Origin of the sequence: Shewanella sp. 10N.286.54.B9 (assembly GCF_041468565.1) — a bacterium.
Classification (GTDB): domain Bacteria; phylum Pseudomonadota; class Gammaproteobacteria; order Enterobacterales; family Shewanellaceae; genus Shewanella.
This window is the reverse complement of the sequence record NZ_JBFRIY010000024.1, coordinates 34,859-51,306: the sequence shown is the minus strand read 5'-3', so window position 1 is coordinate 51,306 and position 16,448 is coordinate 34,859. Positions and strand designations below refer to the sequence as shown.

Here is a 16,448-nt window from a genome sequence, read left to right as displayed (position 1 = left end):
ATATTCGAGTTTTCCGTGGTAGAAAAAGCGCAGTTTTCATCTCATCTTTATCATCCTAAGTACTGGCTCCTGTGGCTAGGAGTAGGACTTATGCGTCTCACGCAACTATTGCCTCTGCGTATTCAAATGAAAATGGGCGCAGCGCTTGGCAGACTAGCAATGCGTATTGTTGGCAAACGGGTGAATACTGCTAAACGTAATTTAGAGCTATGTTTTCCTGAGATGAGCGCTGCCGAACAGCAAACTCTGCTACGTGAGAATTTCGAACAAACAGGTAAAGCGATCTTCGATACCATTAATGGTTGGTGGTGGTCGGATGAAAAAATCCAGCAGCATATGAGTATAAAAGGCCAACAACATGTGCAGCAGACATTAGATAATGGCCAAGGGGTGATCCTATTTGCTGTTCACTGCTTACCGTTAGAGATGGGCGCACGCATCTTTGGCCAGTTCCAACCCGGTGTCGGCGTTTACCGTCCGCACAATAACGCGGTGATGGAGTATTTGCAGGTTAAAGGGCGTTTGCGTTCTAACAAAGCGCTAGTGCCGAAAAGAGATTTACGCCAAATGGTACGAAGCTTACGAGCGCCTAATGTTATCTGGTATACCGCCGATCAAGATTTTGGCCGCTCGAGTGCCACTTTCATCCCTTTCTTTGCAGTTGAACAAGCCGCGACAATTACAGGGGCAACCACGCTGGCAAAGCTTGGCAAAGCTAAAGTGCTGCCGTTTTTTGTAGAGCGAAATAGCACTGATACTGGTTACAACATCGAGATCCAAGCGCCGCTAGATAATTTCCCTGGTGACAATGAAATTGAAGATGCTAAGCGTGGTAATCGCATCATTGAGCAAATTATCAGCCGTAACAAATCACAATACATGTGGCTACATCGACGCTTTAAAACCCGCCCGAACCCAGAAGATCCGTCACTGTACAAATAGTTATTACAGCCCTTTGTTAAACTGACAAAGGGCTACCCTCTCCTTGCTAGCAGCTCTCTTACTATAACTCCAAGCGAATAGCTTGCCAAAAGCCAAATAGGTGTGAATCCCTAGCGTACACAATACCTTGCTAATATAAATTTGAATTCTAAGGTATTTAAGACACTTGCTCGCTGTCAAAAAGACACGCAATGTCATATAGACAGCACGCACAACTGTTAAAATGACACACCCCGCCACACTAAAAACCCACCAAAACAATATAAATCAACAACATAAGTAGTTGGCACGGTATCTGCTCTAGCAAGGTTCGCCTGAATAACAATAACGTTGCGCTAAGAGGACTTATGAGCAAACAAAGACTAACTGCAATCGCATTACTGCTGGTGCTAATTGCTTCATTTACCGTACTGCTGAGTATTGGTAGTGAGATCTATCGAGAGAAGCCACCGATCCCGACCGCTTTTATCGATAACCAAGGACAAACATTGTTTAGCAAAGATGATATCGAACAGGGTCAGTTAGTTTGGCGCTCTATGGGCGGGCATCAACTGGGGTCTATTTGGGGTCATGGCTCATACGTTGCGCCAGACTGGACTGCAGACTGGCTACACAAAGAAGCTCAGGCTTGGTTAGATATCACTGCGATGCAACGCTTTAATAAAGACTTTGCTCAACTCGATTCACAGCAACAAGCAGGACTTGAGCAAGCTCTACGAGAAGATATTCGTCGCAATACAGTGGTTCAGCAAGCCAATGGCGATACAAATATCACCCTTTCAACCACTCGTATCGAAGCGATAAAACAGGTTGAGCAGCACTATGTAGCGCTATTTGGTGACGATCCTAAGTTATCATCGCTGCGCGAACAGTACGCGATGAAAGAGGCAACCGTTCCTAGCTTAGATCGCCGCGAAAAACTTAATGCCTTTCTATTTTGGGGGGCTTGGGCTGCTGTTACTGAGCGCCCTGATACCGACTACACCTACACCAATAACTGGCCGTTCGATCCGCAAATTGGTAACACACCAACCTCAGATAACGTTGTTTGGTCAATTTTAAGTATTGTCACTCTAATCGCTGGTATTGGTGCACTGGTTTGGCACCATGCCAGTGGTAAACATGAAAGCTTACCCAAGCCTGCCAATCAAGATCCTTTGTTTTTGACTAAACCGACGAAGTCGCAGAAGGCTGTAGGTAAATACTTTGTCACCGCGATAGGTCTGTTTTTACTGCAGATATTGCTCGGTGGGATCACCGCCCACTATGCCGTCGAAGGGCAAAACTTTTATGGCATTCCACTATCAGAGATCTTGCCCTACTCGGTCACGCGAACTTGGCACACCCAGCTGGCAGTATTTTGGATTGCCACCGCTTGGTTAGGCACGGGGCTTTACATTGCACCAGCACTGTCAGGTCACGAACCTAAGTTCCAGCGCATTGGCGTTAACGTACTCTGGGTTGCCTTAGTGGTTGTAGTCCTTGGATCTATGGCTGGTGAATGGATAGGCGTTCAGCAGTACTTTGACCTAGACATGAACTTCCTATTTGGCCATCAGGGTTATGAATATATTGATTTAGGCCGTGTGTGGCAGGTGCTATTACTTGTAGGCCTGCTTATCTGGCTAGCGCTAGTTACCGCTGCCATGCGTCCAGCGTTAAAAGTTAAAGGTGAGATGCGTCCAGTCATTTGGGTGCTATACGCTTCATGTGTAGCGATTGGCTTATTTTACGGTGCAGGACTATTCATGGGTAAACACACCAACCTCGCGATTGCAGAATATTGGCGTTGGTGGGTCGTTCACTTATGGGTTGAAGGCTTCTTTGAAACCTTTGCCACCTCTGTGATTGCCTTGATGTTGGTTCGCCTAGGACTCATCCGAGCTCGCAGCGCTAATGCTGCGGTTCTATTTGCTACGGTTATCTTCTTAACCGGTGGTTTGATTGGTACTTTGCATCACCTGTACTTTACCGGTACACCAACGTCTGTGATTGCATGGGGCGCGATCTTCTCCGCGCTTGAAGTGGTTCCGCTAGCATTGATTGGCTTCGAAGCGGTTGAAAGCTATCGTCTACGTGCTGCAAGTCCGTGGATGATCCGTTATAAATGGGCGATTATGTTCTTTGTGGCAACAGCCTTCTGGAACTTAGTCGGAGCAGGCATATTAGGCTTCCTCATTAACCCACCGATTGCGCTGTACTTTATTCAAGGTCTAAACACCACAGCAACTCATGCTCACGCCGCATTTATGGGCGTATACGGCATGCTAGGCATGGGACTGATGTTGTTCTGCTTACGTGGACTAACCGGGCAAATGCAGTGGAATGAAAAGCTATTAAAAGGCGCTTTCTGGACCATGAACATTGGCTTGGCGGCAATGGTGTTTATGTCGCTACTGCCTGTGGGTATCGTGCAGTTCTTTGCAGTTATCGACAATGGCTACTGGTTTGCTCGCTCACCAGAGGTGATCCATAGCCCACTGGTTGAAACCTTAGTGTGGATGCGTATGCCAGGTGATGTATTATTTGGTTTTGGCGGTCTGTTTATGGGCTACTTCCTATTCGACATTATCAAAAAGGCGCTTGGCAAGAAGAAAGCTGCTGAACTGGACAATGACCAAGCGTCAGCAAGTGCATAAACCATAAAAATAGTGTTAATTGAGGGGGCCACTTTGTGCCCCCTTTTGCTATCAGTATGACAGTATATTTGACACCACTAGTCTTGAGCTTTAATGTCAAAAAGACAAAACTCACATCGCACTCAACAAAAGCAGATCGTCGCTTGGCGACGCTATGGATATAACCTATGTCTTTAAGCCAAACAGACCTTACTCGTATCGCCTTAGATATTACTGCAGGTCTGTCTGATCACGACCGCTTCTCGCGCTTACTCGATACCATAAGACAAACTTTGCACTGTGACGCTGCAGCGCTACTGCAATTTACTGGTCAGCAATTCAATCCACTTGCTATCGATGGTCTGAGTCCAGATGTGCTTGGACGGCGCTTTATTCTCAGCGAACACCCAAGACTTGAAGCTATCGCTCGCGCCGGTGATATTGTGCGTTTTCCAGCAGACAGTGAGCTGCCCGACCCATACGATGGCCTTATTCCCCATCAAGGCGATCACTTAGTGGTGCATGCCTGTATTGGCTTACCGCTATTAGCTAATGGCGATCTTATTGGTGCGGTCACCATCGATGGTTTCGATCCACAGCAGTTTAGTGCTTTTAGCGACAACGAACTACGTACCTTGAGTGCGATAGCTGCAGCGTCACTCAGTAATGCCTTGATGATCGACAAACTGGAGAAACAAGCGGTTCAATCGCAAGAGGTCACCGCCGTTGCAAGGATTAATACCGATGCACCAGTGGAGATGATTGGCCAGTCTGCCGCAATGAACACACTGCAAAATGAGCTAAATGTTGTGGCTGGGACCGATTTAAACGTATTGATTTTAGGTGAGACAGGTACAGGTAAAGAGTTGGTTGCTCAATCAATACATCAGCTATCTAACCGCGCCAAGCAGCCATTGGTATATTTGAACTGCGCTGCACTGCCGGAATCAGTCGCTGAAAGCGAGCTTTTTGGTCATGTGAAAGGCGCATTTACCGGTGCTATTAGTCATCGTAGTGGTAAGTTCGAAAAAGCTGACAATGGCACGCTGTTTCTTGATGAAATTGGTGAGTTACCGTTAGGGCTGCAAGCTAAACTATTACGCGTACTGCAGTATGGCGATCTACAAAAAGTTGGTTCCGATAAAAGCCTTAAGGTCGACGTGCGGATCATTGCTGCCACCAATAAAGATCTCAAACAAGAGGTGCTGGCTGGGCGCTTTAGAGCTGACTTGTATCATCGACTCAGCGTATTTCCGATTATGGTGCCACCTCTGCGAGAACGAGATGGCGATATCACCTTGCTGAGCGGTTTTTTTGTCGAACGTTGCCGACAAAAGCTAACCCTGAAAAGCTTAAGGCTCGATAGCCACAGCTTAGCGCTACTCAATGGTTACGACTGGCCTGGTAACATTCGAGAACTGGAACATGTTCTGCACCGCGCCGCGGTGCTTTCAAGAGCGCAATCAACATCAGATAGTTGTCTTATCGCACCGCAGCATTTTGACTTTCAAGCAGAAGCAATCCAGAGTGTTACTAGCAAACCTAAGTCTGGTGCTAAGGCGCTGCCAAGCAATCAAACCTTAAAACAGGCTACGGCGACATTTCAGTCGCAATACATTCAGCAGGTACTCACAGAAAACCAAGGCAACTGGGCTGCTACAGCCAGAGCATTAGCGCTCGACTCAGGTAATTTGCACCGATTGGCTAAACGTATTGGCATAAAATAGCTAATTTAAACAAGCGATAAAGTTAGCTGGCACGTATAAGCAAAACAGAAACAATCAGGTCGTTCTATTACGTTGCAAAAGGATTAAGCACATTGAGAACATCGACAAACACTCATTTTTTCACCATGCTAATTTGTGGTGTAAGCATTAGCTGCAGCAGTGCTTATGCAGCACAAGAACCGCATACAAGCATTAATGCCAGTTGCGATCTTAGCCTCCAAGCAGCGCCTTTGTATCAAGCAGAGCAGCAGATCCACTATCGCCAATTAAGCAACGGCTTACAAGTGAGAACTTTAGTTGTCGACGGCTCATCATCTGTATCAATTGCAAGCCAGTTTGATGTCGGCTCCCGAGATGAAGTAAAGGGCCAAACGGGTTATGCCCATCTGTTTGAACATATGCTGTTTAAAGGCAGCAAAAACGCTCCCGGCGACAGCTATACCCAAACCATGAGCGAGCTGAGTGGTCAATTCAACGCCAGCACCTTTTTCGACTTCACCAATTATTACCTCACGATTCCAGCTCCGGCATTGGAACTCAGTTTGTGGTTAGAGGCAGATCGCTTCCGCTATCCAGCGCTCACTGCAACCACAGTAAAAAATCAACAAGCTGCCGTACTTGAAGAGATGGCCACCAGCATCGATAACCAACCTTATGTGCGCAAAGCAATGGAGTTCTTGTTATCTCAAGTTGAAGGTACGCCCTACGGCCATGCGGTGATAGGCTCTGTTACCGATGTAAAAGCCGCGACACCTGCATCGCTCAATGCGTTTCATCAGCGTTTCTATCGGCCAGATGCCATGCAATTGAGTTTAGTCGGTAATATTCCTAAGCAGGCTGATACTTGGATAGACAATAGCTTTGCCAGTTGGGAACAGCCTAGTGATAAACGTCAGCCATTGGCAGAACTCAACATTAATGCCAAGGCTGTGCATGGTGAGATTATCGATGAACGTGGCCCTTGGCCAGCCGTATTACTAGCTTGGCATACCGCTGGCGCAGGCTCAGAAGATGCAGCAGCACTGGCACTGCTAGAGGCTTATCTGTTTCAAAATAAAAGTAGTCTCATTGAACGCACTAGCCTTGAAGATCCCGACCAGCTACTGACTTACTCCATTCCGCTACAAATGCAGCATCATGGCGTCACTAATCTGGTACTGGTGCCTCGAGCGCGTACCTCGCTTGATACCTTAACCGACAATGTAGAGCAGCTTATCGCATCGGTAACGACTAAGCCGATTGCTGCACAGCAGCTTTGCCAGCTAAAACAGATCTGGCTCGATAAACGCTTAGCAAGATTAGATAACCCATCACTAATGGCTCGAGCCTTATCTGCAACTCAGCCACAGGACAGCGCTACGCCATTAACTGGCGAGTGGCAAAGAATTAACTCTGTTAGCGCTAGTGACTTACAGCGGGCAAGCGAGCGCTACTTTAGTCACAAACGGGTGCGGCTAGATCTACTACCACCGTGGCATATACGTGCAGCAAAGACGATTCTTGAGTGGCTACCAAAGGGCGCTGCAGATAGCCTTGAAGAGAGTGTAATGTGATGAGACATTGGATAAAGCAGCGGATGAAACTGACAAGTATCGCATTGATAGGCTATTTAGGTCTGTACCTGTTAGGTTGCCAACAAACTCAAATTGATTTTACCGATAGCGCAACGGCCACGTTACCGCAGTTCGACAAGATCCAAGCCGCGCCTGTGGTTAATGCAATGCACTTTGAACTCAAGCATAGCGTTGAACAGCAAAATTATGTTGATGGCAGCAAACTATTTATATTTTCCGACCCACAATCTGGCCTAGATAAGCTTACTCTTGTGGCATACAGCAAACTCCCCTTTGCCAATGTCGATGTACTGCTCGCTGCATTTGAACAGAAGCGCCGCAGGCTTAGTGCAAAACAAAGTTTAAGCTGCGCCGATAGCATACGTTTTCGCCCCTCCTTACACAGTATTGCCATCAGTATTAGCTGCTATCAGCTGCCCACTGAGGCCGCCACGCTATTAAGCGATTTTTGGCAAGCAGATAGTTTTACCGAAATTGATATTGGCAACGTAAAACGGCAGTTAAAACTGGCTAAACATATCAACGCCTTTAGCGGTGCAGAGATAGATACAGTTTGGGCTAAAACCATCTTGGGCGAAGCGCATATCTACAATCAAGCGCTCAATGATAGCGAGCTTGCCGATAACTTAACCCTTGCAAAGCTTAACGCAGTTAGAAATACAATACTGTCACAATCATCTTGGGCGGTATTAAGTAATCAAGCTCTATTTTCCGGCGAAACTGGCGAAAAAAGCTTACCCAATATACTCTTGTCTGATGCTGCTGCATTATCGATAGCAGTCAAAGCAGCAACAGATTACAGTGATACTCCCCAAAAAAAACAGCCTGATATCGCGCTCGGAAATGAACCGAAGAACCTCTATGTTATTGACGCCCCAGACAGCGTGCAGACACAAATAAGAGTCGGTTACCCACTCGCTAGAAAGTCGAGCACATCCGCAACCAACCAAGCACAAGTCATCTTAGATAACAGCGCAGGCGCGCAAGACTGCCAGCTATTAGCCAGCTGGCTAGGTCGCAGTTTTAGCGGCCGACTGTATTACGATTTGCGAGAGGTGCGCGGCCTAACTTATGGCATCTATGGTCGCTGCTATGACAATCCACTTTCACGCACAATTAAGTTCTATGGTAGCACCCAGTTGCAGCATACCGGCGCCTTTATTGATGGGGTACTTAAGCATCTTACGCTCGCGGCCGACAGCCCTGTCAGCCAAGCTGAACTCAAGGCAATAAAGACCTATAACAGCAGTAAGCTGCTGCTTCGTCAAGACAACCCAATGGCACTAGAGGCCGATACTATTCGCCAGTTGACCTCAGGTTATTCTCCGGCATACCCACAGATGTTTGCCGATAAAATTGCTCAGTTGAATGCTGACGAGTTGCAAGCTATCGCCAGTCATGTATTTAGCCGTACACCTTATATCGTGATCCGCGGCGATCTGGATAAAATACGTCAGGATCTACAGCAAAAATTACCGAATTGGCAGATTATTGAAGTGTCAGCCAATGACTAGTATCCATTTGGGCTTAAACAGATTACTTATTAAATTAGCTTGTTATAATGCGCGCCATTGTGAGTAAGAGAACGAATTATTGATGACATCTTTTAGCGCACCATTGCAACTATCTACTGCAAACGTTGAGCAGCAAGAATCAAGCCCATTGGCGCGCTATCAGCAGCATCTAAGCCAATCAGGATTTGTCGACGATAAAAGCCAATATCAAGCGATAGAAGCTTTAGAGAAATTGTACCAAGCACTGACATCCACGCACGCTAACAAACCGCCTTATCAAGCAATTAACGGCTTATATTTGTGGGGCGATGTTGGTCGCGGCAAGACCTTTTTGATGGATCTATTTTATAACAGCGTCGAGGGTGTCCCTCGGTTAAGGTTGCACTTTCACCGCTTTATGGCACGTATTCACAAAGCGTTAATCACGGAGTCAGGTCATAGAGATCCGCTACAGCGTATTGCTAAAAATATTGCAGCTGAGTGCCGTGTGCTCTGTTTTGATGAGTTCTTTGTATCGGATATTGGCGATGCAATGCTACTTGGTAAACTTTTTGAAGCATTGTTTAGTGAAGGAGTAACCTTAGTTGCCACCTCCAATATCCCTATCGATGAGTTATATAAGAACGGCCTGCAAAGGCAACGTTTTCTCGCCACCATTGCACTGTTAAACCAGCATACTCAGCAGTTACACCTTAGTGGTGACGTTGACCACAGGCTGCATGATACAGCTTACAAACAACGTTATTTTGTTAACGATGCTCGACAGCAACATAGTGACTCTGCTGCGTACTTTGACTCAATGTTGAATTCGTCAGCGCCTATTTCAACAGCACTCATCGTTCATGGGCGGCTGATTGAGACTATCAAATATAACGAGCACATAGCCTGGTTTAACTTTGATGCCCTATGCGATGGCCCACGTTCACAATTAGATTATATCGACATCGCCAGCCGCTTTAAGGTGGTGATCTTGTCTGCTGTGCCAGTACTAGGCGGTGAGCCGAGAAGCTGGATCCGCGCCCGTGGCACCGAAGACGGCGCTGTAGCCATAGAGACGGGTGAGAGACAGTTGTCCTATGCGGTTAATGATGACCCTGCCAGGCGTTTCATCAGTTTGGTCGATGAGTTATACGATCAGGGCGTCACTCTGTATATCCAGGCCGATGTAGCTATGGAGGCGTTATATACCGGCGGCGCGTTAAGCTTTGAGTTTAGGCGTACTTTAAGTCGGCTCACTCAGATGCAGTCAAAGGCCTATTCAAGTAATTAAGCACTCACGCCGTAATATGCAGCCGTGTTATTTCTGCGGATTGATCTCGTAGTCAAAATGATAACGGTGAACACCAGATTCTATCTTAATCATCATCGAGCCAGAGATCCCGGCAAGCTCTGCAGTACCAGAATCGGGCACCACCAGCACAGATAAACTGTCTATTCCTTTATCCATCACACCGGTATGGTGAAAAGATATTTCTCCCTGTCGCCCATCGATAGTGCCGACAAAGGTTTCAATGGCGACGTATGCTGCCGACCCGACAGTCGCGGTGCGCTTACTCAACATCTGCCCTTCACTCGTGCCAGCAATACCACCAGAAAATAACTTAGTAAATGACATTCTACCCGCTTCAACGGCATCATCCTCAGCAGGGGTTAGCTCTATAGAAAACTCTCCAGTCGCTATCATCGCGATCTCCAATATTCAATATTCAATTAAACCTGATTAATTAGGGCAGCTCTTTGGTGAAAACACTTTTATACATAGATTCACATAAATAAGTGAGTGATTTACTCATGATATTTACGGATCATCACCACTTTGCCATCTTCAATCTCTAACACTTCCATCATGATTGAAGTATAACTAACGGGTTGATTACTCTGTGGGTGGATCCCTTTAGCACTATGCGTGTAGCGAATCGCAACCGCGGTATCGTTAAAGGTAAATAGATTGAGTAATTCTGCGCTATATTCGCTATGTGCGCCTAGATAAAAAGTCATCCCTTTACGCATACTCTGCTTGCCATCAGGGTGACGACTGTCATCGGTTTCATAGGGAATATGCTGATGGCCGACATCGTCACTAAGTAACGCTAAATAATTCTCCAACTCTTCCTCTGTCGCACCGGGGGCTTGGGACGCAACCATCACCTCAAAATAACGCTGGGCAATTTGTTGCATCGTCTCTTTGTCGTCTTCAGCTCGAACACAATTTATGCTTAATAAACTTAATGTTGTAATCAATACTGCAATCATCAATCGCTTCAAAATAAATTCCCTTTACTGACTCATTTAAGCCGTTGATAACCTAATTATTTGGCTAACAGCAGCAACATAAAGAGATACCATAACACTGCTTTAATTTACCTTTCAATTATTTAGCTAATCAGCAACAAAACAAAAGATTGTCGTGAGCTAAAAAGTTACATTGAAATTGAAAACAGCACTTCGCCTACAAAAAGGCATATTGAAGTCAATGAGACTTGTTTAAAGAGTGAGTAAAAGATGATGGAGCCGCTAAGAAATTTAAATAAACATAGCAATCATACCGCCAATCGTCGCAGCAGCTTTGACGTATTGGCCTGCAGTGTAGGAAGAGTCTTCTTTTTCTTCGACTTTATCAGGATGATCTAGACCTAAGGCACCAAAAGTAAATGACTTTAGATCTGCTCCCTCATCGTTCTCTGTCGTTACGCTTGCCTGTTGCTCTTGCGCCAATTTGTTTTTTGCAGCATCGGAAAGGGTTACAGAAGACTCTGCCACAGATGGCTGAACACTCAGGGGAGCAGTAATCTGTTGCTTGGCAACGTCAGCTCCCACTGCGGTATTGGCTTGAGTTTGCTCTAATCGACTTTTAACGTTTGCTAACGCATCTAAATTATTGGTCAAATTACTGTTGACCCCGTTAACGTTTGTCATCAAATAGCCCTATACACAACTGCAAGTTATACTGATGTGCATAGTAGCAGTAATTTCTTAAAATCCTAGTTAATGAAAAGTAAAACATGCTACAAAACGTATCAAGTTAAATTACTGTTATAATTAGAAAAAACCGACGAAATCATTAGCGGCTAGATAATGATGTTCTGCACCACCGAATACGCTAACATCCAGCTGAGTAAGTCCAGTCAACAAGGTTATAAAACCATCTCCTTTAGGACTTACTATACTCTCTGAGGTCAACAGCATGAAATGACTCCTTCGAGCAAATTTATCACCAAACAGGGCAACACTATCCCTGTGCTGCATTAGATAATGTTTATCAACCCAACGTCCAGCGATATAGAGCGCATCACTGGCAGCTGCTGCAACCATCACCACCCCAATGTATTTTTTATCATCGCTAAGCACCTGGTTTATCTGTAAAAATGGCTCTTCGATTTCATTGAGCACAAGTAGGTCTATATCGCCTTGTAAACTTTGAAGTAAGCCCTCTAAATCTTGCACGCTATTATCTACAATGACCAAAACCTTTGAGCTTTCAACATTGAGCAGAGTCGCCGCCAAAGGTTGTTCTGATGCGGTTACCTCGTTTACGAAGAGCAGGCAGCACAGCAGAAGTAACCATGAGATAGGGAACTGTCTAGGAAACCTTATCTCTCTAGCTGCTAGATCTGATTCTGCGCTGCTAAATAACTCCAAATGAGTCAGGTTGTCGTTAAACGTTGAATAGGTTGAATCTTGGTTAAGGCTGTTCATATCTTGCCCCTTGCACTCAGAAATTATCTCGTTTAATCGAGATACTGCATAGAATGAACCAAAATTTTAATAAATTGATTTTATTGATTAAAAACAATTTTCATTGACTAGGATTTAGCTGTTTTTTTAATTTGCGCTGCAGTTTGCAATTAGCAAAAGCCAAAAGTAACAGGCTAAGCGATTAAGCTTAGCCTTTGTTTTCTAACCCCTCTTTTGACTCGAGCGCTAGTGAAGGATCTGTTGATAGATCTCTACTACTTTGTCGGCATGATGTTGTACGCTGGCGTATGGCCGCGTTGTTTCAACTTGCTGCAGTGTTAACCTGTGGCTCTCATCGCGCAAGTAGCAATAGGCTTGAGTTAGCGCTTGAGCACTCGCGATTGGGATCAGTTCCAGCTCTGCGAGTTGCTCAAAGATGCGCACATTGTCAGACCAAAAAGACAGCGCTTGATACTCGCAAGCGTGAGCCAGTACTAGATACTGCGCGATAAATTCAATGTCGGCAATGCCACCGGGGCTCTGTTTAAGATCAAACATTCCTTGTGGTACTTTGAGCAAATGTTGGCGCATTTTGAGGCGCATATCGCGCACCTCTTTTGCTAGTGTTGCATTATCACGGTTAGACTCTAAAACGTCTGATCGCAGCTCATTAAAGCGAGTCGACAAACTGTTATCGCCAAACATAAAGCGAGCTCTGACTAACGCTTGATGCTCCCATGTCCAGGCATCTGTGCGCTGATAATCACCAAAGTTTTCAATTTCACTCACCAGTAAGCCAGAGGCACCAGAGGGGCGTAAACGCATATCCACCTCATAGAGCTCCCCCGATATGGTACGGGTTGAGAACAGGTGCAATATTCGCTGTGCTAACTTTAAATAAAAATGACCGACATCAATGGCTCTGTCACCATTGGTCTGCCCACCTTGTGCAGCATTGTGCAGGAATACCAAATCAAGATCTGAACCATAGCCCAGCTCCAAGCCACCCGCTTTACCGTAACCAATAACCGCAAAACCCATTTCATTAGCTTTTAGATTGTCAGGCACACCATGGCGAGCAGAAATCTGCGCCCAAGCTTGTTGTACCACCTGTTCAATAATGGCTTCGGCCAAAAAGGTAAGGTGATCACTCACCTGCATTACAGGTAATACTCCAGTTACATCGGCAGCAGCAATTTTTAGCTGCTGCGACAACTTGAACTGTCGCAATGCTTCCATCTGCTGCTCCATATCATCTTCAGGCACCCGGAGTAGATACTGCCTAAGCTCACTGCTGTAATCATCTAAAGATGTGGTGTCATATAACTGAGCAGGGTCAATTAACTCATCAAGCAGCATGGGAAATTTTGCTAACTGATGAGCAATCCAAGGGCTGGCGCAGCATAAACTAACCAGCTGTTGGCGAGCCCCAGGGTTTTCACAAAGTAGTTCGAGGTAGGTGGTGCGGGTTAGAATTTGATCTAATACTTTTGATACAGGATCAAATGCCTTGGTTGGCTGCGAATGAGCAGACAGGTCACACAATAACCGTGGCATCAATTTATCGAGCGTTTCTCTACCACGAGGACCAATAGTTCTGCGCACCACCGTATCATGCCAGCGATTAAGCATCGGCCACAACTGCAAATCGACTGCTTGCTCTTCTAAAATCGCAAATGCAGTCTCTTGCTCTTGCGCATTCCACAGTTGTTGTGACCAAGTTTCATTACTATCTTCTTGGTCATTACCACCAACAGTCTCTTTAAAATGGCGATGTATGCAGCTCATCGCAGCTTCGATCTGTTGCCTCAAATCCATCTCATTGTCAGCATCAAATGCCCAACATAACCGCTGCCAATCAAGTTCATTGGCAGGTAAAGTTTGAGTTTGTTCGTCGTTAATGGCTTGCAAAAGATTTTCTACTCGACGCAGCAACAAGTAACTTTGCTTGAGTTCATCAAGTGCTAAATACTCTATTTGTCCAAGGTTATAAAGAGTTTCAATCGCCGCAAACAAACTCTGCTGCCGTAATGCCGGCTCACGACCACCACGAATAAGCTGAAAACTCTGCACCACGAATTCAACCTCTCGAATGCCACCAGCGCCCAGCTTTATATTATCATTGAGCTTTCTACGGCGTACTTCTTGAGTAATAAGACCTTTCATTTTTCGTAATGATTCAATCGCTGAAAAATCAAGGTAACGGCGATAAATAAAAGGCCTTAACAAGTCGTGCAATTCATCTGAATCTGCAGTCCATGGGCCTAGCGCTCGCGCTTTGACCATGGCATAACGTTCCCAATCACGCCCCTGCTCTTGATAGTAGTCTTCAAGACCACTAAAACTGACAACCAGTGGGCCACTCTCGCCATAAGGACGTAGCCTCATATCGACTCGATAAACAAAGCCGTCTACTGTGACTTGGTGCAATAGATTAACCAAGCGCTGTCCCATGCGAATGAAAAATTGCTGATTGTCGAGGGAGCGACGACCACCGACTGTTTCACCGTGCTCAGGAAAAGTGAATACCAGATCAATGTCGGATGAAAAATTAAGCTCTCGTCCACCGAGTTTTCCCATCCCCAAAATCAACAGCTTTTGTGCAACACCTTCGGGGCTAGTTGGCGTACCAAGCGAGCGGCACATATCTTGATATAGCCAATCACGCCCAGCAATAACTAATGCCTCAGCGAGTGCAGATAGATCTAATAGCGACCCCTCCAGCGGGGTGTAGCCCATAAAATCTCGCCATGCGATACACACCATTTGACGGTTGCGAAAGTCGCGTAAAATTTTTCTGACCTGATCTTCATCGCTTACCACAGCTAACAATTCGTGTAATTCACTATCAAATAGATTTCTTTCAAGACCATTAAGCTGCTGTGTGAAAAGGCTTTCGATCCAGCTTGGATGTCTACACAATTGAGTCGCAACAAAGTCACTTAGCGCCATCATGGTTTTAAGTTCGTGTAGCTGCTCTTTAGATAAGGAGGCAAGCGCCTCTGGGGATAGAGCAATGAGTCTTTGCCAATAGTTTTCAACGTTAGCAGCCATTTGAGTGGAAACTTCTCTTTTACCCAGTAAAGCCGCGCGCATAATAATCCCTAACAATTTTGACTCTCGACATATTATGTCTCGAGTGCTATAAAAATGTGATTGAGTTTTTTATTTGATGTTGGCTACATGAGTAAATTAACGCTTATATGCCTTTGAAACATCAATCATTGTATTTTTGTGCTCTAATACAGAATACTATACCCAAAGCATTAGTAATTGCAGTACAGCAAGGTTGTTTCTCTTGAGAATTCAATATTTCAGCACATGAAAGATCCAGTTCATGTACTAAAATAGCATGCTAGGCAGAGAAAATAGCCGCAAGATACTGACAACGACCAATGCCTTACCTTAACTGAATTTTTGGAGAAAACATGGCAGGAATGCTAATTCGTGTTCTCACCGTTATATTGGCGTTTTCGCTCGCAGGATGCGGTGATGATAGACCTGAGCAAATTGCAAAGTACCAGCAGCTGACTCAACAGCGTTTGGACTCGCTTAGTACCATGCTCAATGACGGCCAAGTGCGTAATGCAAGTTTGTTGCAGCAATATACTAGCGTCCTCTCGCAGCAGAAGCCTGATTTGGTGCCGTTGTTAAACGAGCTAGCAACCGATGCGACCAATCGGGGTCCAATGTTTACCTCCCTGGTTAGAAGGTCAACAGAGGCACAAAATGCAGCTAATTTTGTCGATCTCGATCAGCAACTGGCCGAGGTAGAGAACCTCTACCAAGCAGCAGATCCTAGCCTATATAACGATATGCTCTCAGATCCACTCAACGTAGTGGCAGATATGTCTGATGGCGCACTGGCGCGGGTTAACTCTATTAGCCGCGAAGCGGCTGCATTAGCGAATGGTTCAGAAGACTTTGGTGCAGGCAGCCAACTGGTCGGCAACCCCTCTTACGGTAACTGGCAAACAGGCTCTAATGGCATGTCATTTTGGGCATGGTACGGCATGTATTCCATGTTCTCTAACTTAACACGTGGTCCTATTGGTTATGACCGCTGGTCTAGTCGTCGTAACTATAGCTACTACAATGATGTGGGTCGCTACCGCTATACATCGCCCAAACAAGCGCGCGCACAAACTCAAACTTATGAGCGCACTAAAAAGCAGTACAGCTCCCAGGGTAAAAGGTTTGATAGCCCCTACGCCAAATCACGTACCGGCTCAACCAGTTTATCTAGACAAAGTACGAGTACACCCAAAGCAAGCTCAACAGGACGCACTGCGAGCAGTAAGAGCAAGTTCCGCTCTAACTATTCTAAAGACAGTAGCTTTCGTAATTCCAGCAGTCGTACTACTCGCGGTGTTCGCCGAGGCAAATAATTAAGGGACT

General features: G+C 45.7%; 12 protein-coding genes. 7 read left to right on the top strand and 5 right to left on the bottom strand.

Translation table 11 applies throughout. The features are described 5' to 3' along the window. The first annotated feature begins 15 nt into the window (after positions 1 to 15). From AB4135_RS09285 to zapE, 6 genes are all read left to right on the top strand, one after another. The gene (locus AB4135_RS09285; RefSeq protein WP_371992264.1) at positions 16 to 942 is read left to right on the top strand and encodes an LpxL/LpxP family Kdo(2)-lipid IV(A) lauroyl/palmitoleoyl acyltransferase; all 927 of its coding nucleotides are present in this window, start codon (positions 16 to 18) and stop codon (positions 940 to 942) included. Between the two features lie 347 nt (positions 943 to 1,289). After that, the gene (locus tag AB4135_RS09280; RefSeq protein WP_371992262.1) at positions 1,290 to 3,581 is read left to right on the top strand and encodes a nitric-oxide reductase large subunit; all 2,292 of its coding nucleotides are present in this window, start codon (positions 1,290 to 1,292) and stop codon (positions 3,579 to 3,581) included. A gap of 167 nt (positions 3,582 to 3,748) precedes the next feature. Then, a complete protein-coding gene (gene norR, locus AB4135_RS09275; protein WP_371992260.1) occupies positions 3,749 to 5,287 on the top strand; it encodes a nitric oxide reductase transcriptional regulator NorR in 1,539 nt (512 codons plus the stop codon). A 125-nt stretch (positions 5,288 to 5,412) separates the two neighbouring features. Next, positions 5,413 to 6,840 carry a M16 family metallopeptidase gene (locus tag AB4135_RS09270; protein WP_371992403.1) on the top strand — a complete coding sequence of 476 codons (1,428 nt, stop codon included), beginning with the start codon at positions 5,413 to 5,415 and terminating at the stop codon, positions 6,838 to 6,840. A gap of 23 nt (positions 6,841 to 6,863) precedes the next feature. Then, on the top strand, positions 6,864 to 8,375 hold the full coding sequence (locus AB4135_RS09265) for a M16 family metallopeptidase (protein WP_371992259.1): 1,512 nt from the start codon (positions 6,864 to 6,866) through the stop codon (positions 8,373 to 8,375). Positions 8,376 to 8,457: 82 nt separating this feature from the next. Beyond that, positions 8,458 to 9,645, top strand: a complete 1,188-nt coding sequence (zapE, locus tag AB4135_RS09260; protein WP_371992257.1) for a cell division protein ZapE — start codon at positions 8,458 to 8,460, stop codon at positions 9,643 to 9,645. A gap of 27 nt (positions 9,646 to 9,672) precedes the next feature. Here zapE and AB4135_RS09255 read toward each other — a convergent pair whose 3' ends face one another. From AB4135_RS09255 to glnE, 5 genes are all read right to left on the bottom strand, one after another. Next, a complete protein-coding gene (locus tag AB4135_RS09255; protein WP_371992255.1) occupies positions 9,673 to 10,059 on the bottom strand; it encodes a DUF3224 domain-containing protein in 387 nt (128 codons plus the stop codon). 101 nt (positions 10,060 to 10,160) lie between these two features. Next, positions 10,161 to 10,628, bottom strand: coding sequence for a nuclear transport factor 2 family protein (locus AB4135_RS09250; protein ID WP_371992402.1), 468 nt, complete (start codon positions 10,626 to 10,628; stop codon positions 10,161 to 10,163). 270 nt (positions 10,629 to 10,898) lie between these two features. Continuing rightward, the gene (locus AB4135_RS09245) at positions 10,899 to 11,291 is read right to left on the bottom strand and encodes a hypothetical protein (RefSeq protein ID WP_371992253.1); all 393 of its coding nucleotides are present in this window, start codon (positions 11,289 to 11,291) and stop codon (positions 10,899 to 10,901) included. A 123-nt stretch (positions 11,292 to 11,414) separates the two neighbouring features. After that, the gene (locus tag AB4135_RS09240) at positions 11,415 to 12,071 is read right to left on the bottom strand and encodes a DUF4347 domain-containing protein (RefSeq protein WP_371992251.1); all 657 of its coding nucleotides are present in this window, start codon (positions 12,069 to 12,071) and stop codon (positions 11,415 to 11,417) included. Positions 12,072 to 12,296: 225 nt separating this feature from the next. Next, positions 12,297 to 15,146, bottom strand: a complete 2,850-nt coding sequence (gene glnE / locus AB4135_RS09235; protein ID WP_371992249.1) for a bifunctional [glutamate--ammonia ligase]-adenylyl-L-tyrosine phosphorylase/[glutamate--ammonia-ligase] adenylyltransferase — start codon at positions 15,144 to 15,146, stop codon at positions 12,297 to 12,299. 332 nt (positions 15,147 to 15,478) lie between these two features. Between glnE and AB4135_RS09230 the strand changes: the two genes are divergently transcribed. Next, positions 15,479 to 16,438 (top strand): hypothetical protein, encoded by a 960-nt coding sequence (locus AB4135_RS09230; RefSeq protein ID WP_371992247.1) that lies wholly within the window; start codon positions 15,479 to 15,481, stop codon positions 16,436 to 16,438. Positions 16,439 to 16,448 lie beyond the last annotated feature (10 nt).